25 protein-coding genes are annotated in these 22,004 nt (G+C 70.5%); 8 read left to right on the top strand and 17 right to left on the bottom strand.

Features of this window, described 5'->3' with window-relative positions; all coding sequences use genetic code 11:
• Window positions 1–14 precede the first annotated feature (14 nt).
• Window positions 15–524 carry a tetratricopeptide repeat protein gene (locus tag ACWD5F_RS11190; protein ID WP_451253259.1) on the bottom strand — a complete coding sequence of 170 codons (510 nt, stop codon included), beginning with the start codon at window positions 522–524 and terminating at the stop codon, window positions 15–17.
• A 115-nt stretch (window positions 525–639) separates the two neighbouring features.
• On the opposite strand from ACWD5F_RS11190, the gene ACWD5F_RS11185 reads away from it, so the two are divergent.
• Window positions 640–1,047, top strand: coding sequence for a hypothetical protein (locus ACWD5F_RS11185; protein ID WP_451253257.1), 408 nt, complete (start codon window positions 640–642; stop codon window positions 1,045–1,047).
• A 110-nt stretch (window positions 1,048–1,157) separates the two neighbouring features.
• On the opposite strand, the gene ACWD5F_RS11180 is transcribed toward ACWD5F_RS11185, so the two are convergent.
• From ACWD5F_RS11180 to ACWD5F_RS11150, 7 genes are all read right to left on the bottom strand, one after another.
• Window positions 1,158–2,717, bottom strand: coding sequence for a DUF1996 domain-containing protein (locus ACWD5F_RS11180; RefSeq protein ID WP_451253255.1), 1,560 nt, complete (start codon window positions 2,715–2,717; stop codon window positions 1,158–1,160).
• A gap of 192 nt (window positions 2,718–2,909) precedes the next feature.
• Window positions 2,910–3,563, bottom strand: coding sequence for a LuxR C-terminal-related transcriptional regulator (locus ACWD5F_RS11175; RefSeq protein WP_451253253.1), 654 nt, complete (start codon window positions 3,561–3,563; stop codon window positions 2,910–2,912).
• Window positions 3,548–4,813: a sensor histidine kinase gene (locus tag ACWD5F_RS11170; protein ID WP_451253251.1), complete on the bottom strand. Its 1,266-nt coding sequence runs from the start codon at window positions 4,811–4,813 to the stop codon at window positions 3,548–3,550. Before ACWD5F_RS11170 ends, ACWD5F_RS11175 begins: the two co-directional genes overlap by 16 nt.
• A gap of 121 nt (window positions 4,814–4,934) precedes the next feature.
• Entirely contained in the window at window positions 4,935–5,936 is a 1,002-nt protein-coding gene (locus tag ACWD5F_RS11165) for an SDR family oxidoreductase (RefSeq protein ID WP_451253249.1), read from the bottom strand.
• Between the two features lie 81 nt (window positions 5,937–6,017).
• Window positions 6,018–6,584, bottom strand: coding sequence for a winged helix-turn-helix domain-containing protein (locus ACWD5F_RS11160; protein WP_401728980.1), 567 nt, complete (start codon window positions 6,582–6,584; stop codon window positions 6,018–6,020).
• A gap of 347 nt (window positions 6,585–6,931) precedes the next feature.
• The gene (gene glnII / locus ACWD5F_RS11155) at window positions 6,932–7,960 is read right to left on the bottom strand and encodes a glutamine synthetase (protein WP_401728981.1); all 1,029 of its coding nucleotides are present in this window, start codon (window positions 7,958–7,960) and stop codon (window positions 6,932–6,934) included.
• A gap of 263 nt (window positions 7,961–8,223) precedes the next feature.
• Window positions 8,224–8,685 carry a MarR family winged helix-turn-helix transcriptional regulator gene (locus tag ACWD5F_RS11150; RefSeq protein ID WP_451253246.1) on the bottom strand — a complete coding sequence of 154 codons (462 nt, stop codon included), beginning with the start codon at window positions 8,683–8,685 and terminating at the stop codon, window positions 8,224–8,226.
• 73 nt (window positions 8,686–8,758) lie between these two features.
• Between ACWD5F_RS11150 and ACWD5F_RS11145 the strand changes: the two genes are divergently transcribed.
• Complete coding sequence (locus ACWD5F_RS11145; RefSeq protein WP_451253244.1) at window positions 8,759–9,646, top strand: alpha/beta fold hydrolase; 888 nt, start codon at window positions 8,759–8,761, stop codon at window positions 9,644–9,646.
• 3 nt (window positions 9,647–9,649) lie between these two features.
• On the opposite strand, the gene ACWD5F_RS11140 is transcribed toward ACWD5F_RS11145, so the two are convergent.
• Together ACWD5F_RS11140 and ACWD5F_RS11135 are read right to left on the bottom strand one after the other, a co-directional pair.
• Window positions 9,650–10,348 (bottom strand): hypothetical protein, encoded by a 699-nt coding sequence (locus ACWD5F_RS11140; protein ID WP_401728985.1) that lies wholly within the window; start codon window positions 10,346–10,348, stop codon window positions 9,650–9,652.
• Between the two features lie 129 nt (window positions 10,349–10,477).
• Complete coding sequence (locus ACWD5F_RS11135; RefSeq protein WP_451253242.1) at window positions 10,478–10,837, bottom strand: arsenate reductase family protein; 360 nt, start codon at window positions 10,835–10,837, stop codon at window positions 10,478–10,480.
• A gap of 237 nt (window positions 10,838–11,074) precedes the next feature.
• On the opposite strand from ACWD5F_RS11135, the gene ACWD5F_RS11130 reads away from it, so the two are divergent.
• A complete protein-coding gene (locus tag ACWD5F_RS11130) occupies window positions 11,075–11,389 on the top strand; it encodes a hypothetical protein (RefSeq protein ID WP_451253240.1) in 315 nt (104 codons plus the stop codon).
• 183 nt (window positions 11,390–11,572) lie between these two features.
• On the opposite strand, the gene ACWD5F_RS11125 is transcribed toward ACWD5F_RS11130, so the two are convergent.
• Entirely contained in the window at window positions 11,573–12,757 is a 1,185-nt protein-coding gene (locus ACWD5F_RS11125; RefSeq protein WP_451253238.1) for a winged helix DNA-binding domain-containing protein, read from the bottom strand.
• Window positions 12,758–13,005: 248 nt separating this feature from the next.
• Between ACWD5F_RS11125 and ACWD5F_RS11120 the strand changes: the two genes are divergently transcribed.
• Together ACWD5F_RS11120 and ACWD5F_RS11115 are read left to right on the top strand one after the other, a co-directional pair.
• Window positions 13,006–14,346 carry a DUF2252 domain-containing protein gene (locus ACWD5F_RS11120; RefSeq protein WP_451253237.1) on the top strand — a complete coding sequence of 447 codons (1,341 nt, stop codon included), beginning with the start codon at window positions 13,006–13,008 and terminating at the stop codon, window positions 14,344–14,346.
• Window positions 14,347–14,616: 270 nt separating this feature from the next.
• Complete coding sequence (locus ACWD5F_RS11115) at window positions 14,617–14,895, top strand: hypothetical protein (protein WP_451253235.1); 279 nt, start codon at window positions 14,617–14,619, stop codon at window positions 14,893–14,895.
• A 5-nt stretch (window positions 14,896–14,900) separates the two neighbouring features.
• Here the strand turns inward: ACWD5F_RS11115 and pspAB are convergent, their stop codons facing one another.
• The 4 genes from pspAB to glnA all read right to left on the bottom strand — a co-directional run bounded on the left by pspAB (window position 14,901) and on the right by glnA (window position 18,316).
• Complete coding sequence (gene pspAB, locus ACWD5F_RS11110) at window positions 14,901–15,485, bottom strand: PspA-associated protein PspAB (protein ID WP_451253233.1); 585 nt, start codon at window positions 15,483–15,485, stop codon at window positions 14,901–14,903.
• 2 nt (window positions 15,486–15,487) lie between these two features.
• Complete coding sequence (gene htpX, locus ACWD5F_RS11105) at window positions 15,488–16,405, bottom strand: zinc metalloprotease HtpX (RefSeq protein WP_401728998.1); 918 nt, start codon at window positions 16,403–16,405, stop codon at window positions 15,488–15,490.
• A 127-nt stretch (window positions 16,406–16,532) separates the two neighbouring features.
• The gene (locus ACWD5F_RS11100) at window positions 16,533–16,790 is read right to left on the bottom strand and encodes an SCO2583/SCO2584 N-terminal domain-containing protein (protein WP_401729000.1); all 258 of its coding nucleotides are present in this window, start codon (window positions 16,788–16,790) and stop codon (window positions 16,533–16,535) included.
• A 116-nt stretch (window positions 16,791–16,906) separates the two neighbouring features.
• Window positions 16,907–18,316 carry a type I glutamate--ammonia ligase gene (glnA, locus tag ACWD5F_RS11095; RefSeq protein ID WP_401729026.1) on the bottom strand — a complete coding sequence of 470 codons (1,410 nt, stop codon included), beginning with the start codon at window positions 18,314–18,316 and terminating at the stop codon, window positions 16,907–16,909.
• 197 nt (window positions 18,317–18,513) lie between these two features.
• On the opposite strand from glnA, the gene ACWD5F_RS11090 reads away from it, so the two are divergent.
• From ACWD5F_RS11090 to ACWD5F_RS11080, 3 genes are all read left to right on the top strand, one after another.
• Entirely contained in the window at window positions 18,514–18,981 is a 468-nt protein-coding gene (locus ACWD5F_RS11090) for an RDD family protein (RefSeq protein WP_401729028.1), read from the top strand.
• A 187-nt stretch (window positions 18,982–19,168) separates the two neighbouring features.
• Window positions 19,169–20,338: an acyl-CoA dehydrogenase family protein gene (locus tag ACWD5F_RS11085; protein WP_451253229.1), complete on the top strand. Its 1,170-nt coding sequence runs from the start codon at window positions 19,169–19,171 to the stop codon at window positions 20,336–20,338.
• Window positions 20,339–20,431: 93 nt separating this feature from the next.
• Entirely contained in the window at window positions 20,432–20,938 is a 507-nt protein-coding gene (locus ACWD5F_RS11080) for a flavin reductase family protein (RefSeq protein WP_451253227.1), read from the top strand.
• A gap of 13 nt (window positions 20,939–20,951) precedes the next feature.
• On the opposite strand, the gene ACWD5F_RS11075 is transcribed toward ACWD5F_RS11080, so the two are convergent.
• Both ACWD5F_RS11075 and ACWD5F_RS11070 read right to left on the bottom strand, forming a co-directional pair.
• Window positions 20,952–21,656, bottom strand: coding sequence for a DUF4191 domain-containing protein (locus ACWD5F_RS11075; RefSeq protein WP_451253225.1), 705 nt, complete (start codon window positions 21,654–21,656; stop codon window positions 20,952–20,954).
• 80 nt (window positions 21,657–21,736) lie between these two features.
• Window positions 21,737–21,937 carry an SCO2195 family GlnR-regulated protein gene (locus tag ACWD5F_RS11070; RefSeq protein WP_280877450.1) on the bottom strand — a complete coding sequence of 67 codons (201 nt, stop codon included), beginning with the start codon at window positions 21,935–21,937 and terminating at the stop codon, window positions 21,737–21,739.
• Between the last annotated feature and the right edge of the window lie 67 nt (window positions 21,938–22,004).

Here is a 22,004-nt window from a genome sequence, read left to right as displayed (position 1 = left end):
TCGGACGACGGCCGCTACGCCTCCGGTTCGACCAGGGCCCGCGCGTAGTTCGCCATCGACCGCTGGTAGCGCGGCAGATGGGGGGCCAGCGCGCCCAGGACCAGCGAGAGGCCCTCGCGGTCGCGGCCGAGGCTGGACAGGCACAGCGCGAGACAGCCCCGTACGGCATCGTCCAACTCGTCGGAGGGCGCGTCCAGTTCGGGGGTCAGCAGTTTGACGCCCTCCTCCGCCTGCCCGATGTTCCGCAGCGAACTGGAGAGTTGGATCTTGGCGCGCCGGCCCTTGTACTGGCTGGCCTCGCTCAGACCGCGGGCCAGGGCCTCCCGGTACAGTGGCACCGCCTGGTCCGAGTGGCCCGTGGAGTCCCAGGCGCAGGCCCGCTCGAAGGGGCCAAGCGGGCTGCCGTCCGGCAGCTCGGCGGCGAGGGCGTCGATCACGGCCCGGAAATCGGCGGCCTCCTCCTCGGCGTAGTCGTCGAAGCCTGCCCAGGCGGCGGTCACACGATCTTCCCAGTCTTGGTTCACGGGGCATACGTTCGCACAGGCGTACCCACGACGACACTGGATTTGAGCGCACCGCGCCTCACAGCCGTATCGAAGGGGACGGGCCCCTGGGCCAGCAGAGCGACCGGAGGAACAGATGAGGTTGACCCGACCGATGCTCGCCGTGGCGGGCGCCGCGGCCGCCCTGGCGCTGGCGGGCTGTGGATCCGGCGACAGCAATGCGACGGCCAAGGTGCCGGTCACCGCCACCGGCAGCCTGGAGAGCCTGGCCGCCAAGGCGAAGTGCACCCCGGACATGCAGATCGACTCCGACGAGGTCCGGCAGGCGATCTGCAAGACCTCCGCCGGCAAGTTCGTCTTCGCCACCTTCGCCACCGACCGCGGCCAGCGCGAGTGGATCAACAACGCCAAGGACTACGGCGGTTTCTACCTCGTCGGCCGCAAGTGGGTGGCCGTCGGCGAGGACAAGGTGGTCAAGACGCTGCAGGGCACGCTGGGCGGCGAGGAGGAGATCGGTACCGACCACAGCAAGCACACCAGCTGAACGGCTCGGCGCACACCAGGACACAACGGCGAAGCGGGCGGTGGGAGAATCTCCCACCGCCCGCTTCTTCACCTGTTACCGGTCACCGGTTTCCCGGTGTCACTTCGCCACTAGCACTTCTGCCCGCGGTTGATGCAGTTGGCGATCTTGTTCGCCAGGTTGTTCTTGTAGACCGCGATGAAGTCGTCGTGGTCGGTGGCGGCCTTGTGGAGCTGCTCCGGGAAGCCGTCGACCGCGTAGGCGTTCTTCACCTGGCCGTTCTGCACGACCGGCGGGTTGATCTTGTAGACCAGCTTCATCGTCAGCTGCGGGATCGCCTTGAATCCGGGCGGGCAGACACCGCTCGCCTTGTCGGCGAAGGCCACGTGCGTACGGTGGTTGGCGCTGTCGATGTTCGTGCCGTCCCAGCAGCTCTGGAAGGCGAAGAGACGCACCACGTTGCTGCCCCGCGGGCAGATCGGGTACTGCTCCGTCAGCTGCACCTTGTTCTCGAAGCCGGTGCAGCTCCAGTGCGCGTTGGCGTTGGCCAGACCGTTGGTCGTGGTCTTGGCGTCACCGGTGATGATGCGCAGGAACTGCGGCATCGCGGTGACCTTGCTGGCCGGGCTGCCGACGTACTTGATCTCGGCCTGGACCGGGGTCAGGATCTTGCCGACGTTGCCTTCCTTGCCACCGCCGTCCGCGTTCTGGTCGAAGTCCTGCGTACCGTCCTGGATACGGACGACCGGCCAGTAGTACGACGAGAGGTCGCTCTGGTTCTGGCAGGAGGTCGGCGCCGCCGCCATCGAGTCGTTGGTCGAGAAGGCGTTGACCTTCTGGTTGCCGACGTAGTCGTGCAGGTGGTGCGCGCCGTTGGCCACACCGGGCGCCACGATCACGTTGTCGGTGTTGTGGTTCTTGTTCGCGTTCACACCGCACTTGGCGGTGAACGTACCGGTGGAGCCCGCGCGCTGCTGCTGCGGCTTCGCCAGGACGTTGTTCGCGACCTTCGTGATGTCCACGAAGTCCGCGGCCACCGGACCGTTGCCGGCCTGGCCGCCGATGTTCGCCGGGGCGCTCGCACTGGCACTCGGCGCTGCCGTGGCCTGGCCGCCGTTGTTCTGGCCGCCGTTGTTGTTCTGGCCACCGTTGTTCTGACCGTTGTTGTTCTGGCCGTTGTTGTTGCCGCGGCCACCACCGGCGGTGGTCTGGTTGGCGGTCTGCGTCGTGCAGGCGGCGAGCGCGCTCAGCCCGGCCGCGTCGACCTGGCCGCCCACCCGCTGGATGTCGATCCGGATCCGGTTGAGGGTCGCGGTCCGCTTCTCCTTCAGGGGGCCGACGATCGCGTTCTGCACGAAGTTCGCGTCGCCTGCCTGCGCCTGCCGGGTGGAAGCGAGCCGGGCGTAGGCCTCGGTGATCTGCTTGTCGAGGAGCGCCAGCTCCTTCGCCACGCCGTTGCGTGCGGCCTGCGGCACGTTCGTCAGCTTCTGGCCGACGTCCGGGCAGGAGATCGTGGCCACGGACGAGGCGTTGGCGGCCTTGGTCTGGTTCTGGCCGGAGTTGTTCGACTCGTGCGCCGAGGCGTAGAAGTTCGCCCAGATCAGCCCGCCCCCACCGAGCGCTAGGGCCGCCGATGCGGCTATGGCCTTGGTGGCCAGCGGCGTACGGCGTTTGCGATTGTTGCGTCCCATGGAACTCCTCTGACTTCCTTGCGGGCTTGGCGGGGCATCAAGGCGCCCGACAGGAGTGAAGCGGCGCCCTTTGATACGCAAGGGGCCTCCGAGGTGTTCAGCGCTCTCACAAATTAATGAGAGGTTGATGGGAAACTCGGGTTTCAACTCCCGCGACCCTACGAGGAGTTGCCGCGACCTCACCCGAAGTGGTCAGCGGCCGTGGTCGAGATAGGCCAGTACGGCCAGTACGCGCCGGTTGTCGTCGTCCGAGACCTCGAGATCCAGCTTGGCGAAGATGTTGGACGTGTGTTTGGCGATCGCCCGCTCCGTCACGACCAGTTGACCTGCGATCGCCGCGTTGGACCGGCCCTGCGCCATCAGCTCGAGGACCTCCACCTCGCGCGGTGTCAGCCGCCCCAGCGGCCGGTCGTCGGCGGCCCGCCGGGACAGCAGCTGCTGGATCACCTGTGGGTCCATCGCCGTGCCGCCCGCCGCCACCCGCCGTACCGCTTCGATGAACTGCTCCGCGTCGAACACCCGGTCCTTGAGCAGATAGCCGACCCCGCCGGTCCCGTCGGCCAGCAGCTCCCGCGCGTACAGCTGCTCCACGTGCTGCGACAGCACCAGGACCGGCAGCCCCGGTCTGTCCCGGCGGGCCCGCAGCGCGCACTGCAGCCCCTCGTCGGTGTGCGTGGGCGGCAGCCGTACGTCGACCACGGCCACGTCCGGCGCCAGCTCGGCCAGCGCCCGCTCCAGCTCGGGGCCGGTCTCGACGGCCGCCGCGATCTCGAAGTCGTACGCCTCCAGCATGCGGACCAGACCGTCGCGCAGCAGGAACAGGTCTTCGGCTAGGACAACACGCAAGGGATCTCCATGGTCACCATGGTGGGACCGCCCGCGGGAGAGCTGACGGCCAGGACGCCGTCGAATGTACCCAGCCGCCGCTCGACCCCGGTCAGTCCGGAGCCGGCGCCGACCGCCGCGCCGCCCTTTCCGTTGTCGGTGACCGTGATCCGCAGCATGCCGTCGGTGTGGTGCAGGTCGACCCAGACGCGCTCGGCGTCCGCGTGCTTGACCGTGTTGGTGAGGATCTCGCTCACCGCGAAGTACGCCGCCGACTCCACCGGCGCGTCCGCCCGCCCGGCCAACTCCACGGTGACGTCCGTCGGCACCGGCAGCCGCAGCGCCAACGCCCGTACGGCGTCGCCCAGTCCGCGCTCGGCAAGGACCGGCGGGTGGATGCCGTGCACCAGGTCGCGCAGTTCGGCGAGGGTGTCCACGGAGTTCTGCCGGGCCTGCGCGAGCAACTGCCGTGCCTTCGCCGGGTTCTTCTCGATCAGCGCCTCGATGGTGCCGAGATCCATGCCCATGGCGACCAGCCGGGCCTGCGCGCCGTCGTGCAGGTCGCGCTCGATCCGGCGCAGTTCGGCGGCGGAGGTGTCGACGGCGTCCCGTCGCGTCTCGGTCAACACCCTTACCCGCTCGGCGAGTTCACCCTGTCCGGAGGCGAGCACGGAGCGCGTCAGCAGGAAGTGGAAGCGCAGCAGGACCGGGGTGAGGAACCAGGCGCCGACCAGCAGGACCGCGCCCAGCAGCCCCGCGAGCAGCGCGGAGGCCTGTCCGCTGACCGGCACGAACCCGTACCACCAGCCGACGTGCGTACCGTCGGTGAAGACCCGCCACAGCCCGAACGCCAGCGCGAAGCCCTCGAAGGGGTACAGCAGCAGCACCGCAGGCAGCAGCGCGGTCACGAACCCCGCGGTCATGTCCACCACCAGCCATTGCAGGTCCCGCCAGGTCGCCGGATCGCGGAGCATCGCGAAGGTACGCGTCCAGGGGTTCGCGCCCTCGGGGAGCGGCCGGTACGCCGGCGGGATCCGCACCCCGCACCACTCGGCCGCCATCACCCGCCGCCAGTCCGCGAAGGCCCGCACACCGGTCAGCACCCAGGGGGTCGTGACGATCCCGACGCCCAGCACGATGAGCAGGATCGACACGAACGACAGGACGAACAGCGTGAGCGAGCCGGCCAGCGACACGACGGCCAGCGCGAGTGCCCTGAACCCGTCCACCGCGACCGACCGCGCCCTGCTGTTCCCGCTCTTGGTCTCCATGCCGCCAGTCTCGCCGAGCGCCACGCCCCCGGTCACGGGGCCGAACCACCCGGAGGGGGGTGGTGCCAGCCCCACCCCCGTCTTTTTCGTCTGGGGACCGGCTCAGGGACCGGCGCGTGACTCAGGAAGCGGACAGTCCCAGCACCTTCGCCTCCTCCTCCGGGTCCAGCCCCGGGGGCGTACGGCCCGGCCGCACGGGCACCGTCCCGCCGATCGACCGCAGCCACGCCCAGGTGTCGGCCACGGTCTCGCCGACCGGCCGGCACGAGAGCCCCGTCGCCAGCGCCCGCGACACGTCCGCGCTGTGCAGCGCGTCGTGCATGTCGGACCCCAGCGGCACCCAGACCGGCAGCTGCGTCCACGGCTCGACGCCGGCGTCGAGGATCACCTCCGGCGTGGTCCAGCGCAGCTCGGCGGGACCTCCGGTGGCCTGGACGCACGCCTCCAGCAGCTCGCCCATGGTCGTGTGCCCCGGCGCGCTGATCAGGTTGTACGGCCCGCTCAGCCCCTGCTCCACCGCGCCCAGGCACCAATCGGCGAGGTCGCGGGCATCGACGTACTGGAGCGGCAGCTCCCGTGGCCCCGGCGCCAGCACCGGGCCGCCGCGGGCGATCCGGCCGAGCCACCACGGCAGCCGTCCGACGTTCTCGTACGGGCCGAGGATCAGCCCGGCCCGGACGAGCACGGAGTGGTCCGCGCCGAAGGCCTCGACGGCGGCCAGCTCGCCGCCCCGCTTGTCGCGGGCGTACTCCGTGGCGTCCGCGTCGGGCTCGGCGCCCTCGACCAGCGGCGCGTCCTCGCCGTACCCGGCGGGCGGGGCCCAGTCGTACACGGAGCAGCTCGACACGTAGACGTACCGGCCGACGCGGCCCCGCAGCAGCTGTGCCGCGTCGTGCACCGCCCGTGGCGCCGACGACCAGGTGTCGACGACGGCGTCCCACGTGCCCTCCGTGAGGGCGGCGAGCCCGTCGGGGGCGGTGCGGTCACCTCGCAGTGACCGCACCCCGGCCGTGGGTACCTGCCGTCCCCGGTTGAGGACGGTCACGTCCCAGCCGCGCCCGAGGGCCGCCTCGACGACGGCCCGTCCCACGAACTCCGTACCACCCAGCACCAGAAGTCTCATACCGGTGACTCTGCCCGGTTCGCCCGCGGGACGGAACGGTGCTCTGCCGTCAGCAGATCAACGGCTCAGCGGCTCGATGACTCAACGACCGGTCGGCGGCGTGTACTTGTAGCCGACCCGGCGCACGGTCTGGATCGCCCTGCGGTGCTCGGCGCCCAGCTTGCGGCGCAGCCGGGCGATGTGCACGTCGACCGTGCGGCCGTCCCCGACATGGCCGTACCCCCACACCGTGGTGACCAGCTGGTCGCGGGTGTGGACGCGGTTCGGGAACGCCACGAGGTGGGCGAGCAGCTCGAACTCCAGGTACGTCAGGTCCAGTTCGACCCCGTCCACCGCGGCCGTGCGCTGCACGGGGTCGATGCGGACGAGCGGGTCGGCGGCGTCCGGCGCCTCGGGGAGCGCGGGGGCCTCGGCGAGGCCCGGGCGGGCGGCGAGGTGCGGGCCGTCGGCTGGGATGAGGACGAGGTAGCCGACCATCGGCGGCTGCCCCGGCAGGGTGGGCAGGGTGTGCGCGGGTGCGGGCAGCCAGGTGGCACCCGGCGGCAGGAACTCCGCGACGTCGATCACCTCGTCCCGGTCCACGGCGCGCAGATGGGGCCGGGCGGGGGAGGTGACGGGGAGGGAGGGCAGGGAATGAGTGGTCGCCATGAGAGGTCAGCTCTTTCGCGCGAGGAGGTCGTCGGGAAGGACGTACGTCGTGGCGCGCGGGCCGAAGGCCGGGTGGTACGGCTTTAGAGGGCCGGCGCGTTCGTAGCGCGGCAACACACCCGGTCGAAGTCGTCGTGCTGACGGGAAGGCCAGAAGGGCTCCAGGTCGTGGCGACCCGTCGCGGTGTACTTCTGGAAGCTGGCCATACCCACATTGAAGCAGACACCGGCCGTCACGAGGAGTCTCCTCTCACAGCTTGGACATTCCCGATCGCCAAGAAGGGGCGCCCACCGCGAACGGTGGACGCCCCTTGCGAGGAGACGGACCTCAGAGCGAGGAGACGGACATCAGACCTGGCCGGCCTTCTCCAGCGCCGAGCAGCAGGTGTCGACGATCAGCCGCGTCACCAGGTACGGGTCGACGTTGGCGTTCGGGCGGCGGTCCTCGATGTAGCCCTTGCCGTCCTTCTCGACCTGCCACGGGATACGGACCGAGGCACCGCGGTTGGAGACGCCGTAGGAGTACTCGTTCCACGGGGCGGTCTCGTGCAGGCCGGTCAGGCGGTCGTCGATGCCGGCGCCGTAGTTCTTGACGTGGTCGAGCGGCTTGGAGCCCTCGCCCAGCGACTCGGCGGCGGTGATGATCGCGTCGTAGCCCTCGCGCATCGCCTTGGTGGAGAAGTTGGTGTGCGCGCCGGCGCCGTTCCAGTCGCCCTTCACCGGCTTCGGGTCGAGGGTCGCGGAGACGCCGAAGTCCTCGGCGGTGCGGTAGAGCAGCCAGCGGGCGATCCACAGGTGGTCGGAGACCTCCAGCGGGGAGACCGGGCCGACCTGGAACTCCCACTGGCCGGGCATGACCTCGGCGTTGATGCCGGAGATCGCGAGGCCGGCCTTGAGGCAGTTGTCCAGGTGGGCCTCGACGATGTCACGGCCGAAGATCTCGTCGGCGCCGACACCGCAGTAGTAGCCGCCCTGCGGGGCCGGGAAGCCGCCCTTGGGGAAGCCGAGCGGGTAGCCGTCCTTGAAGAACGTGTACTCCTGCTCGATGCCGAAGATCGGCTCCTGCGCGGCGAACTTCTCGGCCACCTCGGTCAGCGCGGCCCGGGTGTTCGACTCGTGCGGCGTGAAGTCGATGTTGAGGACCTCGCACAGGACGAGGACGTCGTCGCCGCCGCGGATCGGGTCCGGGCAGGTGAAGACCGGCTTGAGGACACGGTCCGACGCGTGGCCCTCGGCCTGGTTGGTCGACGAGCCGTCGAAGCCCCAGATGCCCAGCTCGGCGCCCTTGGCGTCGTCCGCCAGGATCTTCGTCTTGGAGCGGAGCTTCGCCGTCGGCTGGGTGCCGTCGATCCAGATGTACTCAGCCTTGAAGGTCACGGGCCACTTCCTTCGGGGATGTGTCTACGCGCTTGCGGGTGCTGCGGCGCTGCGGCACCGGGACGCCGCGTTCGATGCCCGGCAGCCTGTCAACAGGCGATTTCCCGATCATTGCCCGACTGTGAACCCCGTGTTACCTGGGCGTTCTGTGGCACGCTTCACGCGGCACGGGCGGCCACGGGGCCGGGACCGGCCGTTCGCAGTCGCAGAGCGGAGGGGGTACGACGGCTCGTATGCGATGGGGTTGGGCGCGGACGTCCGCTTCAGGCGTCCTCGCCCGCGGCTTCCCGCACCCCTTCCAGGAACCCCCGGATCGCGGCCCGCTCCCGCTCGTCGTACCCCTGGAGCAGCTCCACCGTCCGCCCGATCAACGGCCCGAAGAAGGCCCACCCGAGCTCGACCGCCGCCGCGTCCACCTCGATCACGACCTTGCGTCGATCTTTCTCGCCCCGCACCCGCCGCACGTGTCCGAGGCGCTCCAGCCGGTCCAACAGCCCTGTGGTCCCAGCCGAGTTGAGACCGAGGGCCAAACCCAGCCGCCCGGCCGTCATCTCCTCACCCGCCCGCGAGGCGTCCATGAGAGCGATCAAGGCGCGTACGTCCGTGGGGTGCATGCCGTTGCGGTTCGCGAACCGGGCGCTGTGCAGGCCGAGTTCGACGGTCACGGCACGCAGCAGATGGACGATCTCCAACTCCGGCCCCTTGGGCTGCGGCTGCTTCTGCACGGGCTCGCCTCCGGTTATCATCTCGTTGACCGAGTATCTCGCTCGACGAGATAATAGGGGAGACGTGAACGGAATGAAGGACACGGACGACACCCGCGGCACTCATGACACCGACGGATTCCTCGCCGCGTACGACAAGGTCATGGCCAAGTGGCCGGCCCCGCGGGAGGCGATCACCGTCCCCACGCCCTTCGGCACGGCGTACGTCAACGCGTGCGGCCCGCACGACGGCCCGCCGCTCGTGCTGCTGCCGGGCGGCGGGGGAGCGACCTCGGCGTCCTGGTACGCCCAGGCCGCCGAGCTGGCCGCCACCCGTCGCGTGTACGCCGTCGACCTGGTCGGCGCCCCGGGGCGCGGCACCCTCGCCGCCGACCGACATCCCCGTACGGTCGCGGACCTCACCGACTGGCTGGACGCGGTGGTCGAGGGTCTCGGCATCGAAGGGCGGGGACGGCCGGACCTGGTCGGCCACTCGTACGGCGGCTGGATCGCGCTCCACTACGCGCTGCACGCACCCGCACGCGTGCGCAACCTGTGTCTGCTGGATCCGACCGGCTGCTTCGCCGGCTTCCGGGCGTCGTACCTGCTGCACGCCCTGCCGATGCTGCTGCGGCCGACGGGCGGCCGGGTCCGGGGCTTCCTGGAGTGGGAGTGCGGGGGAGTGCGCCTCGACCCCGACTGGCTCCGCCTTCAGGAGGCGGCCGCCGGCTTCCCCTCCGTGTCGAAGCCGGTGACCGGCCCGCGCCCCGCGCCGGACGCGCTGCGCGGCCTGGACATGCCGGTCCTGCTGCTCCTGGCCGGGAACAGCAGGACACATGACACGTACCGGGTGGCGGCGAGGGCGGGTGCGCTGCTGCCGCGGGTGGAGACGGTCGTGCTTCCGGATGTCTCGCACCATGCGCTGCCGCAGTCCGCACCGGCCGAACTCGGCCGCCGCCTCACGGAGTTCCTATCTCGTTGAGCTTCACCCCACCTTCTCGATCAGCGCGCGTCGGATCAAGAACTTGCCGGGTTCGCGGACCTGCTCGAAGGCCGCGTTGTTCAACAGGGCACAGCTGCCGGAGACCGAAGTCACCTTCACCGTCGTGGACTTGTTGTTGTCCAGGTTGGTGACCCGCAGCGTGGTTCCCGCCGGGAACTGGTTGCTGGAGGCGGCGGGCGCGCCGGCCTCGCCGGACAGGGTCACGGTCGAGCCGTTGCAGACCTGCTGTCCGGTACCGGCGGCGGCGTCGTCACCGGCCGCGTCGTCCGCGGGCGGAGTGCTCGCCGCGGGCTCCGAAGGCTGAGCCGCCGCGTCGTCCTGCTGTCCACCCTGCGCGGGCGGCTGCGACGTCTGGGAGCCCTGAGCCGACTCCCCAACGGTGCAACCGGACGCTTCCTGCTGGACCTTGATCTGCGCGATGACCGCTTCGCGGTTGGCGATCCGCGCCTCGGACTGCGCGTCGGGATTCGTCCGCTGGCCGTCGATGAACGTCTGGTTGTTGCCGAGGGCCGTGGCCAGCCCCAGGCAGACGGTCGAATCCGCCGCGGACGACAAGGTCTTGGGGCTCTGCGAGGCGTTCGACGTCGTCGCCATTGCGAAGGCACCGCCTCCTGCCACCGCCGCTGCGGTGACCAGTAGCGCGATCTTCTTCTTCGTGCCGAGAGTTCTCCTGCGCGACATCCGCGACTCCTGAAGAGCTAGGGGGTGGTTCGTCGCTACTTACGAGATACCGAACAGGAGTTACTCATCGGTGACAGGAGTCACCGATGTAACGTACGTCACAGGGGAGTCGCGGAGGGGCCGCCGGCGTCAGCGGGACAGGGCCTCCCGCACGGCCTCCTCGGTACGTGCGACCAGGGCCGTTCCGTCGTCCGCCGTGATGATCGGACGCTGGATCAACTTCGGGTGCGTGGCCAGCGCCTTGATCCACCGCTCCCGCGAACTGTCGTCCCGCGCCCACTCCTTGAGCCCGAGCTCCTTGGCCGTCGGCTCCTGGGTGCGGGTGATGTCCCACGGTTCGAGACCGAGGCGCGCGAGTACGTCCCTGATCTCGTCCTCGCCCGGCACGTCCTCCAGATAGCGGCGGACGGTGTAGTCGGCGCCCTCGGCATCCAGCAGGTTCAGCGCACTGCGGCACTTCGAGCAGGCGGGGTTGATCCAGATCTCCATGGGTTCACGGTACGGGAGCAGGGGAGCAGCGGTTTGTTCGAATTCTCAACCGCCTCATGCACGCCTCGCGGACCTGGCGTAACGTGCCGACAATTACCTTGCTGACCTGGGAGGTTGGCGGGCTGCGGCGGCAGTGTGGATGTCAGTGGCGGGTAGTAAACTGGAAGCAGTGTTCGAGGGAATCGCCGGGGGTGTCATGGTCCCCGGTGGACGCCCTGACGCGACAGGAGGATGCCTGTGCCCGCTGCCGCCCTGAAGTCGAAGCCCCTGCCCATGCAGTCCACTGCAAAGCGCCCCGTCCTGCTCGACCTGCCGTACGACCCGGTGGAGAAGCGCCCGTTGCCGCCGGGGCGCCCGCGCGAGTGGTACGTCTCGCACAACCGTCGTCTCAAGGCGATGCGGCTCGCGATCGCGCTGCTCGACTCGGGTGTCTACATGCCCAACCAGGCGCGCAACGAGACGATTCGGAGCACCGCGGAGGTGATCGGCGTGCATCCGCCGTCGGACACGACGTGTCACATGGTGCGGGCGTTGATGCGGTACACGCGGTGAGCGTTTGCGCGGGGTGACGTGTCTTTTTCGGCACCCCGCGCTTGCGTTGCCGTCGGATCTGGGGGCTGCCGCCCCCAGGCCCCCGCTGTCGGCCTGAACGGCCTCGTCCTCAAACGCCGGACGGGCTGAAAGACGAACACGCCGACCGGCGCTTAGAAGGGCGCCCCCACCCCGCAAGACCCCCTAGCTCGCCAACTCCTTCTCCACCGGTGTGCGGAAACGGGGTGTCACCCTCGTCTCGCCCACCCACCCCCGCAACCGTTCCGCCGCCACTCCGATCGCCGTCTCCGCCTCTCGGCCCACCCCGCCCGGGGCCAGCACCCGCCATGTGATCTCGCCGTCCGGGCGTTGGGCCCAGGCGCCCACCACCTGGCCGTTCCACCACACCGTGGGTCCCACGTTGCCGCTGTAGTCGAAGAGGTGGGGGCGCAGTTCGGGGGCGAGGTACCAGTCCCGCTGCTGCCAGCCCATCGCCGTGGGGTCGAGGGCGGGGAGGAGCGCCGCCCAGGGTTCCGCCGGGTCCGCGACCGGGTCGACGTCGTCGGCCACCACGTATGCCGGGCCCTCGTCCAGGGACACCTGCCGCGCTCCGATCGCCGCCAGCGCACGGCGTACGTCGGTCACCTTCCAGCCCGTCCACCACTTGAGGTCCGCCTCCGTGGCCGGGCCGCAGGCCCTGAGCCAGTGGGCCAGAAGGGTCGACTGGGCCTCGGCCAGGTCGAGTTCGGGGTGTTCGGGAGCGACCGCCCAGCGGAACTGGCTGGACGTCCAGGAACCGAGCGGCCGGCCCCGGACGACCTTGCCCTCCACGCCCAGCACCCGCAACAGGCGGGTCGAGACCGTGTGCACGCCCTCGTAGCTCTTGCCGGCCGCGTACACGAACCGCTCCCTCAACCTCGGCTCGTCCTCGGCCAGTTCGGTCGCCGTCGCCTGGCCGCGCAGCGCCAGCGCGGACAGCATCGACTCCTCGACCTCCTTCAGCCAGGCCGCGTCCGGTGCCCCCGCCTTCGCCATGTCCTTGAGCAGCGAGGCCCGTTCGCGCGCGGCCACCGCGAGGCCGGTCGAGGCGTGCACGACGGCTGTGAGATCCGTGGGGAAGACGAACACCGTGTGCCGCATGCCGTGCATCCGGACCATGGAGCGGGACTCGTACAGCGCCCGCTCGGTGGCCGGCACGGTTCGGGTCGCGTCCGTGAGGCGCGCGCCCAGGGCCAGGTACACCGTCGCCGGGTCCGAGCCGTGCAGCGCGACGAGGGAGGCCGCGACCTCCTCGGGGCTAGACGCCCGCGCCGGACCGATGAGCCGCTGTCGCGACGCCAGCCGCGCCCGCCGCTCGACCGGCCCGATGTACCGCACCCCGTCACTCATCACTGCCTCCACCCACCCCGAACACCGACCGGCGCACCCATCCTGCCGGGCGCCACTGACAACGACCCCCGACGGCCGCCCGTCCCGCCACCTCCCGTTCACCCGGATATCACCTTCTCTCACTCCATCGCCGTACCCGGCATGCGCACCGCCCCACGCCCGCCTTGACTGCCATCAAGGCCCGCAGTGGAGACGACCGCAGACGAAGGAGCCGCGATGGGCAGGTTCGGCATGCAGGGCTGGCCGCCATGACCACGCCCGCCGGCCGTGCCGAACGCGGCCGGGCCGCCCGTAAGCGCGTCTCCCGTTCCGCGCACGCCCACTGGATCCCGCCCGTCGACCGGCCCGACCCCGTCGCCGTACTGGAGCGACAGGGCCGCGACCGGCTGCCCGAGCTGCTGCCGATCCGGTACGGGCGGATGTCCGCCTCGCCGTTCGCCTTCCTGCGCGGGTCCGCCGCCGTGATGGCCGGCGATCTCGCGTCCCGGCCGCACACCGGGCTGACCGTGCAACTGTGCGGCGACGCCCACCTGTTGAACTTCGGGCTGTACGCCTCCCCGGAACGCACCCTGCTCTTCGACCTCAACGACTTCGACGAGACGTTCCCCGGCCCCTTCGAGTGGGACGTGCAACGGCTCGCGGCCTCCGTCGCCGTGGCCGGGCGGGAGAACGGGCACCCGGAGGCGAAAGTGCGACGGGCCGTGGTGGAGTCCGTCGCCGCCTACCGCACCACCATGCGGCGGCTCGCCCGGGAGGGCGAACTGACCGTCTGGTACGAGCACATCGACGCCGAGAGCCTGCTGCCCCTGGTCCGCTCCGCGCGCCGGCGCCGCACGGTCGCCTCCAGCCTCACCCGCGCCCGCCGCCGCACCAGCCTGCAGGCCGTCGGCAAGCTGACCGAGACCGTCGACGGACGCCGCCGTATCGTCCACGACCCGCCGCTCCTGGAACCGGCCGGCGCCTCCGACATGGCCTCCCTGCGCAAGATCTTCAGCGACTACCGCTCCACCCTCGCCGAGGAACGCCGGCTCCTCCTCGACCGCTACCGGTTCGTGGACGCCGCCCGCAAGGTCGTCGGCGTGGGCAGTGTCGGCACCCGCTGCTTCATCGTGCTGCTCGCCGGCCGGGACCAGGACGACCCGCTGTTCCTCCAGATCAAGGAGGCGCGGAAGTCCGTACTGGAAGAGCATCTGCCGAACGGGCCCTACGTCCATCCCGGGCACCGGGTCGTCGCCGGGCAGCGGCTGCTGCAGGCCGCCGGTGACATCTTCCTCGGCTGGATGACCGGACCGCAGGGCCGTGCCTTCTACTGGCGCCAACTACGCGACATGAAGGGCTCCGCCGACGTCGCCGGCATGAGCCCGGCCGATCTCCTCGGCTACGCCCGTCTGTGCGGCACCGCCCTGGCCCGCGCCCACGCCCGCTCCGGCGACCGCGCCGCCATCGCCGCCTACCTGGGCGGCGCCGACACCTTCGAACGGGCCGTCGCCGACTTCGCGTTCACCTACGCCGACCAGACCACCGCCGATCACGCGGCGCTGGGCGCGGCGGTCGCGGCGGGCGTGGTGCGCGCGACGCCGGAGGTGTGACGCGCAGGCGGAGGGGTACAGGGGCTCGGGCGGCACCGTTGTCCGTGTGTGCCGCTCAACTCCGGGCGCGGGAAAAGGAGATGCACTCCGTGTGACCGCGTCCCTACTCTGGAGACACGTTACGGAGCTGGCCACCACCGCTTTCCGCAGGACGGGCATCACCCCGCGGACCCGGGGCTAGTCTCTACGCACCGCTCGACGGACGTCCGCCCCCAGCGTCTCGTCGGCACACCCACACCGCTCGAGAACCCACGCCCACGGAGGCCCGTGATGGGCACCATGCTGATATCCGGGACAGTCGTCCTGGTCCTTCTAGGATTCGAGAACCACGTCTGGTGGCTGGCCGCGGCCGCCGTGCTCTTCCTGTACCTGCAGTACGGGCGGAGCGGCACCGCCTCGCGGTCCGCGTCGAGCGGGGGCTCGTCGGGATCCATGCCCCAGACGTACCAGGCCTACCGCAGGCGCCGTGACGAGCAGGCCAGGTGGGAGCGTCGCTACCGCCGCGAGCGCCCCCTGGAGTCCCGCCGCCAGACGCGCGACAAGAGCTGAGCGGGTCACAGACCCGGCGCACCCCACACCGGGAACCACCGGCTCAGATCCTGTTCCATCCGCAGGTCACCGGCGAGTGCGGCCTTCACCTGCAGCTCCAGCGCGTTGTCGCGCCGCTGTCCGTCGCCGGGCAGCGGCGCGAACGGATAGAACGTGCCGCGCTTGTAGAGGTAGACGAGCGCGAGCCGCCGGCCGGCCTCGTCACCGAAGCCGGCCAGCGAGCACAGCAGTTGCGGGCCGAAGCCGTTGACCTCCATGGAGCTGTTCACCGCGTGCAGATCGTTGACCAGCTGCGAGAGCTGGTCGGGGGTGCGCCGGGACACCAGCCAGGAGTAGCCGAACCCGTCCTGGCTGAGCTCCACCGGCGGACCGTCCCGGTCCGCGTCCGCGTCGAGCAGGGCCTGGACCTCGCGGTGCGTCTGCTCGAACGCGGCGCCCTCGACGGTGGCGAAGCACACCGCGCCGCCGCCGGTCGGCGTGAAACCGGCCGCGGCCTCCAGGGTCACGGCTGCCGACGGCAGCGCGAACAGCCGGTCGAGATCCGGCAGTGCCGGTTTGGTACGGCCGAGCAGAATGTCCAGCAGCCCCATTCTCACGCCTTTCCGGGGGTCGCCGCCTCACCCAACTCGGCGGAGATCCGCCCCAGTTGGTCGAGCCGCTGCTCCAGAGACGGGTGGGTGGAGAACAGCCGCTCGATGCCCGGCTCCTTGCCGGTCGCCGGGGTGAAGTAGAAGGCGTTGAAGGCCTGCGCGGTGCGCAGATCCTTGGTCGGGATCCTCGCGATGTCGCCGGAGACCTTGGTCAGCGCGGAGGCCAGGGCGGAGGGCCGCCCGGTCAGCAGCGCCGCCGCACGGTCCGCGGCCAGCTCCCGGTACCGCGACAGCGCCCTGATCAACAGGAAGCTGATCGCGTACACCGCCGCCGAGACGCCCATCACGGCCGCGAAGATCATCGCGGTGTTCTGGTCCCGGCGTCCGCCGCCGAAGATCTGCGAGTAGAAGGCGAACCGCACGATCAGTCCCGCGATCACTCCGAGGAACGACGCGATCGTGATCACGGCGACGTCCTTGTGCGCCACGTGCGACAGCTCGTGCGCGAGGACGCCCTCCAACTCCGCCGGTTCCAGCCGGCGCAGCAGCCCCGTGGTCACACAGACCACGGCGTGCTCGGGGCTGCGCCCGGTCGCGAACGCGTTCGGCATGTCCATCTCGGACACGGCGACGACCGGCTTGGGCATGTCGGCGAGCGCGCACAGCCGGTCGACGACCGCGTGCAGCTCGGGATACTCCTCGCGCTCCACGACCCGCCCACGCATGGCGAACATCGCGATCCGGTCGGAGAACCAGAACTGCGCCACGAACATCGCGGCGATGATGACGACGACCAGCACCCACGACTTCAGCAGCACGATCAGCGCGCCGACGAAAGCCACGTACAACAATCCGAGCAGGAACATGGTGACCGTCATCCGCACGGTCAACCGCCGGTCGCTCCGGAATCGGCTCTGCATGTGCATCACCCCGCAGTAAGGCACTCGTCCCTACCGCCAGTGTGCACCCGGCCACTCCCATGAAGCGGTCGCGATCAGGCCTAGGAGCAGCAAAGCCCGGCTGTGAAACGGGCCGCGGGGCCCGTGTCTAGTACGGCGCCCGGAACTGCGCGTACCCGAGCAGCAGGATGATCGCGGCGACACTGCCCAGCACGATCGCCGTCGACAGCCACGAGGACCGCCGCGGACCGGCCGGGCCGGGGTCGGCGCGGAAGGGCTGCGGCGCGGGCGGGTTCTCCTTCCACCGCGCGGCGAGCATCCGGGCCCGCGCCGAGGGCTCCTTGTGCTCGGCCCCGTCCGCCCACCTGATGTCGAACTCCCGCTCGTCATCGTCCTGTTCGGGCATCCCCGTGTCCCCCGTCGCCTCTGCACTTCTGTCGAACAGCTGTGCAAGAACGATACGACGACGCCCCCGTCCCTGTGAATCGGGAACGGGGGCGTCGCCTCACGGCATGGGCTCGATCACACGTCGAAGTACAGCTCGAACTCGTGCGGGTGCGGACGCAGCTGCAGCGGCGCGATCTCGTTCGTGCGCTTGAAGTCGATCCACGTCTCGATCAGGTCGGACGTGAAGACGTCGCCCGCGAGCAGGAACTCGTGGTCGGCCTCCAGGCGGTCGAGGACGGCCGGGAGGGAGGTCGGGACCTGGGCGACGCCCGCGTGCTCCTCGGGGGCCAGCTCGTAGAGGTCCTTGTCGATCGGCTCGGCCGGCTCGATCTTGTTCTTGATGCCGTCCAGGCCGGCCATGAGGAGCGCGGAGAACGCCAGGTACGGGTTGCCGGAGGAGTCGGGCGCGCGGAACTCGACGCGCTTGGCCTTCGGGTTGGATCCCGTGATCGGGATGCGCATCGCGGCGGAGCGGTTGCGCTGCGAGTAGACCAGGTTGACCGGCGCCTCGAAGCCCGGGACCAGACGGTGGTAGGAGTTCACCGTCGGGTTGGTGAAGGCCAGCAGCGACGGGGCGTGCTTGAGGATGCCGCCGATGTAGTAGCGGGCGAGGTCCGACAGACCCGCGTAGCCGGCCTCGTCGTAGAAGAGCGGGGAGCCGCCGGTCCACAGCGACGAGTGGACGTGCATGCCCGAGCCGTTGTCACCGAAGATCGGCTTCGGCATGAAGGTCGCGGTCTTGCCGTTGCGCCAGGCGACGTTCTTCACGATGTACTTGAAGAGCTGGAGGTCGTCGGCCGCGGCGAGCAGCGTGTTGAACTTGTAGTTGATCTCGGCCTGGCCGGCGGTGCCGACCTCGTGGTGCTGGCGCTCGACCTGGAGGCCGGCCCTGCCCAGCTCCAGGGAGATCTCGGCACGCAGGTCGGCGAAGTGGTCGACCGGCGGGACCGGGAAGTAACCGCCCTTGTAGCGGACCTTGTAACCGCGGTTGTCCTCCAGCGCACCGGTGTTCCAGGCGCCCGCCTCGGAGTCGATGTGGTAGAAGGACTCGTTCGCGGTGGTCGCGAAGCGCACGGAGTCGAAGACGTAGAACTCGGCCTCGGGACCGAAGTACGCGGTGTCCGCGATACCGGTCGAGGCCAGGTACGCCTCGGCCTTCTTCGCCACGTTGCGCGGGTCGCGGGAGTACTGCTCGCCCGTGATCGGGTCGTGGATGAAGAAGTTGATGTTCAGCGTCTTGTCGCGGCGGAACGCGTCCACGCGCGCCGTCGACAGGTCGGCGCGCAGCGCCATGTCGGACTCGTGGATGGCCTGGAAGCCGCGGATCGAGGATCCGTCGAAGGCCAGCTCCTCGTCCGGGTCGAACGACTCGACGGGCACCGTGAAGTGCTGCATGACACCCGGCAGGTCGCAGAAGCGGACGTCGATGAACTTGACGTCCTCGTCCGCGATGAACTTCTTGGCCTCGTCGGCGTTCTGGAACATCCAGCTCCTCCTACTCCCGACCGTCCCGCCGGGGTGGTAGTTCGTTCGTGCTGCCAGTGCGGTGGCACACGCTGTTTCCGACCCTAGGGACGCGTGATTTCTCGGGCGTGACCCATTTGTTTCACACAAGTTAACCGGACCTCGCCCGGTTGACCCCACCCGTCCGTATCCCGAAACGCGGGCAGTACCGTGGACGCGTGGACAACAGGGATGCAATCGGCTCGTGGCTCTCCGGCCCCCGCGCGGCCGCCGAGCAAGCCGGTGTCGACTTCGGATACCGGGGCGAGCAGCTCGGTCTGCCGGAGGAGGGACCCGGCTCGATCGCCCGCCCGGGCCGCCGGCTCGGGGCCCTCGTGGTCGACTGGGGCCTGAGCCTCTTGATCGCATACGGCCTCATCACGCACGGCTACGACCAGGCGACCGGGAACTGGGCCCTGCTCGTCTTCTTCGTGATGAGCGCGCTGACGGTCGGCACCGTCGGATTCTCCCCGGGCAAGCGCCTGTTCGGCCTGCGCGTGGCCGCCCTGGCCACCGGCCGCGTCAGCCCCGCCCGCGCCCTGCTGCGCACGGCCCTGCTCTGCGTCGCGATCCCCGCCCTGATCTGGGACCGCGACGGCCGCGGCCTGCACGACCGGCTGGCGGGCACGGTGGAGGTCCGCATCTGACGCGACCACGAGATCCGGAAGGTCTACGACGTCCGGAACGTGTACGACGAAGGGGCGCCCGGAGTGATCCGGGCGCCCCTTTGCCGCGCCGGGCGGGTGACTGCGGGCCGCGCACGGCCCGGGGTCACCTCGGCCACGGGCCGGTCCCGGGACACTGTCGCCGTTCCCGACGGAGGTGGTGGGCAGGATGCCAGCAGGCGACAAGTCGACGATCGTGGCCAGGGCGCCGAGGGTCGCCGAGATCGCGGCCCGGTGCGCGCAGGAGGCGGAGACCGCCAGGCGGCTCTCGCCGCAGGTGGTCCAGGCGGTACGGGACGCGGGGTTCGCCCGGCACTTCGTACCGTCGGCCCATGGCGGCGAGGCCGGCGGTTTCACCGAACTGACCTCCGCGGTCGGCCTGGTGGGGGAGGGCTGCACCTCGGCGGCCTGGGCGGCCTCGCTCGCCGCCTACGCCGGCCGGTACGCGGCGTTCCTGCCCGCGGAGGGACAGGCGGAGGTCTGGGCGGACGGACCGGACGTGCTGCTGGCCGGCGCGCTCATGCCGTCCGGCAAGGCGGAGCCCGTGGCCGGTGGCTGGCGGCTGAGCGGTGAGTGGAAGTACATCAGCGGCGTGCACTTCGCCGACTGGGCGCTGGCCTGCGCGGCCGTACCCGCCGAGGGCCCGGTGGATCCCGACGCGCGCCCGGAGGTGCGGTTCTTCGCGGTGCCGCGGGCCGACTTCACCATCGAGGACAGCTGGTTCACCGTGGGGATGCGCGGGACCGGCAGCGACACCCTGCTCCTGGCCGACGCCTTCGTGCCCGAGCACCGGACCCTGCCGCGGTCGGCCGTGCACGCGGGCCGGGCGCCCGCCTCGGACGCGCGCTGCCACCTCGTCCCGATGCACGCCGTGAACGCCCTGCCGTTCGCCGCTCCGCTGGTCGGCGCTGCCCGGGGCGCGCTGCGGGCCTGGATCGCACGGACCGGCTCGCGCGTCGACCGCCGGGGCCAGGCCGTCGGCGAGAAGCCCTCGACGCAGGTCTCCCTGGCCCGCTCGGCGGCCGAGATCGACGCCGCCGAACTGCTGATCCTGCGCACGGCGGCGGTCGCCGACGGCACGGAGTGCCCTCCGGACGGGGAGGCGGCGGTCCGGGGCGCCCGGGACCTGGCCCTCGCGGTGGAACTGCTGGTCTCCGCCGTCGACCGGGTCTTCCGCGCCGGCGGCACCTCGGGGCAGTCCTCGTCCGACCCCGTCCAGCGCTTCTGGCGGGACGTGAACAGTGCCGCCTCGCACGTGGCCCTCTCCTTCGAGACCACGGGCGCGGCCTACGGCGCCTGGGCCCTGTCCGGCGGGGAACGGGCGGGAGCCGTGCACTGAGCGGTCCCGGTTGCCGGTCCGGGACGGTGCCCGCATAGTCGATCTGGAGCCGGGTGACGATCTCGATCTAGGCCCGACAGGTGGTGCACCGTCATGACGGAGCGTCAGGAAGTACTGGAAGCCGAAGCCGCGGTGGCGCCCGAGGATTTCCGGGCGGCGATGGCCCGCTTCCCCTCGGGTGTCGTGGTCGTGACCACCTGCTGCGAGGACGGAACCCCGCGCGGATTCACGGCCAGCTCCTTCTGCTCGGTCTCGCTGGAGCCGCCGATGGTCCTGGTGTGCCTGGCGAACTCGGCGGACTCGGCACCCTCCTTCGAGTGCTGCGACCGCTTCGCCGTGAGCGTGCTGGCCCCGGCCCACCGCCCGCTGGCCGTGCGCTTCGCCACCAAGGGCACCGACAAGTTCGCGTCCGGCGGTCTGGGCCTCAGCCCGGCCGGCCTGCCGACGGTCGACCGGGCCGTGTCCGAACTGGACTGCACCGCACACGCACGACACCCGGCCGGGGACCATACGGTCCTGATCGGCCGGGTGACGGGTGTGCGACTGGGGGAGGGATCCCCGATGGTGTATTACGACCGGGCGTTCAGGACGTTGGCCTGACGCTCGGCGACGCTCAGCGGGCCTTCCCGCCGCCCTTCGGCAGCTTCATGCCCTTGGGCATCGGCCCCTTCGGCAGCGGCATGTTGCTCATCAGGTCGCCCATCGCGCGCAGCCGGTCGGTGGTCGCGGTGACCTGCGGCCCGGTCAGCACACGCGGCAGCTTCAGCATCGCCGTGCGCAGCTTCTTCAACTCGATCCGGCCCTCGCCCGTGCCCACGATCAGATCGTGTACCGGTACGTCCGCGACGACGCGGTTCATCTTCTTCTTCTCGGCGGCCAGCAGGCTCTTGACCCGGTTCGGGTTGCCCTCGGCGACCAGCACGATGCCGGCCTTGCCGACGGCCCGGTGCACCACGTCCTGGCTGCGGTTCATCGCCACCGCGGGGGTCGTCGTCCAGCCCCGGCCGATGTTGTCGAGCACCGCCGCGGCTGCGCCCGGCTGGCCCTCCATCTGCCCGAACGCGGCCCGCTCGGCCCGGCGCCCGAAGATGATCGCCGTTCCGAGGAAGGCGAGCAACAGGCCCAGGATTCCGAGATAGATGGGGTGACCGATCAAGAAGCCGATCGCGAGGAAAACACCGAAGATGCCGATGCCGACAGCCGCGAGTACAAGACCGATCTTCTTGTCGGCCTTGCGGGTCATCTTGTACGTCAGAGCGATCTGCTTCAGTCGCCCGGGGTTAGCAGCGGTGTCCGCTGCTGTGTCCTTCCTCGCCATGCCGTGAAGTCTACGTGGCCCCGGGAGCGCCGACGACGGCAGTGCCCGACGGGAGGGTGCGAGGAAGCGGAGTGCGAGCTTCAGAGACGGGCGGAGGTGACCTCTTCGAGGACCCGCTGGGCCTCGACACGGTCCTTGGCGCGGCGACGGTCCTCCAGGACGGAGGTCCACGCGTTGCGCCGGGCGGTGCGCTGGCCGCTGCTCAGGAGCAGCGACTCGACCGCACGCAGTGCGTCGGTGAAGGACGGAATGGCGGTGGCGCGGACGGGCGCGGCCTGCATGGTGGAGGTCCCCCCTCGGAACGGCTCTGATCTTGGGTGTACGTGCTGTGATACCAGGGTCACTGTT

The organism is Streptomyces sp. NPDC002499 (assembly GCF_053595415.1).
This window is presented reverse-complemented; position numbering and strand designations above follow the sequence as displayed.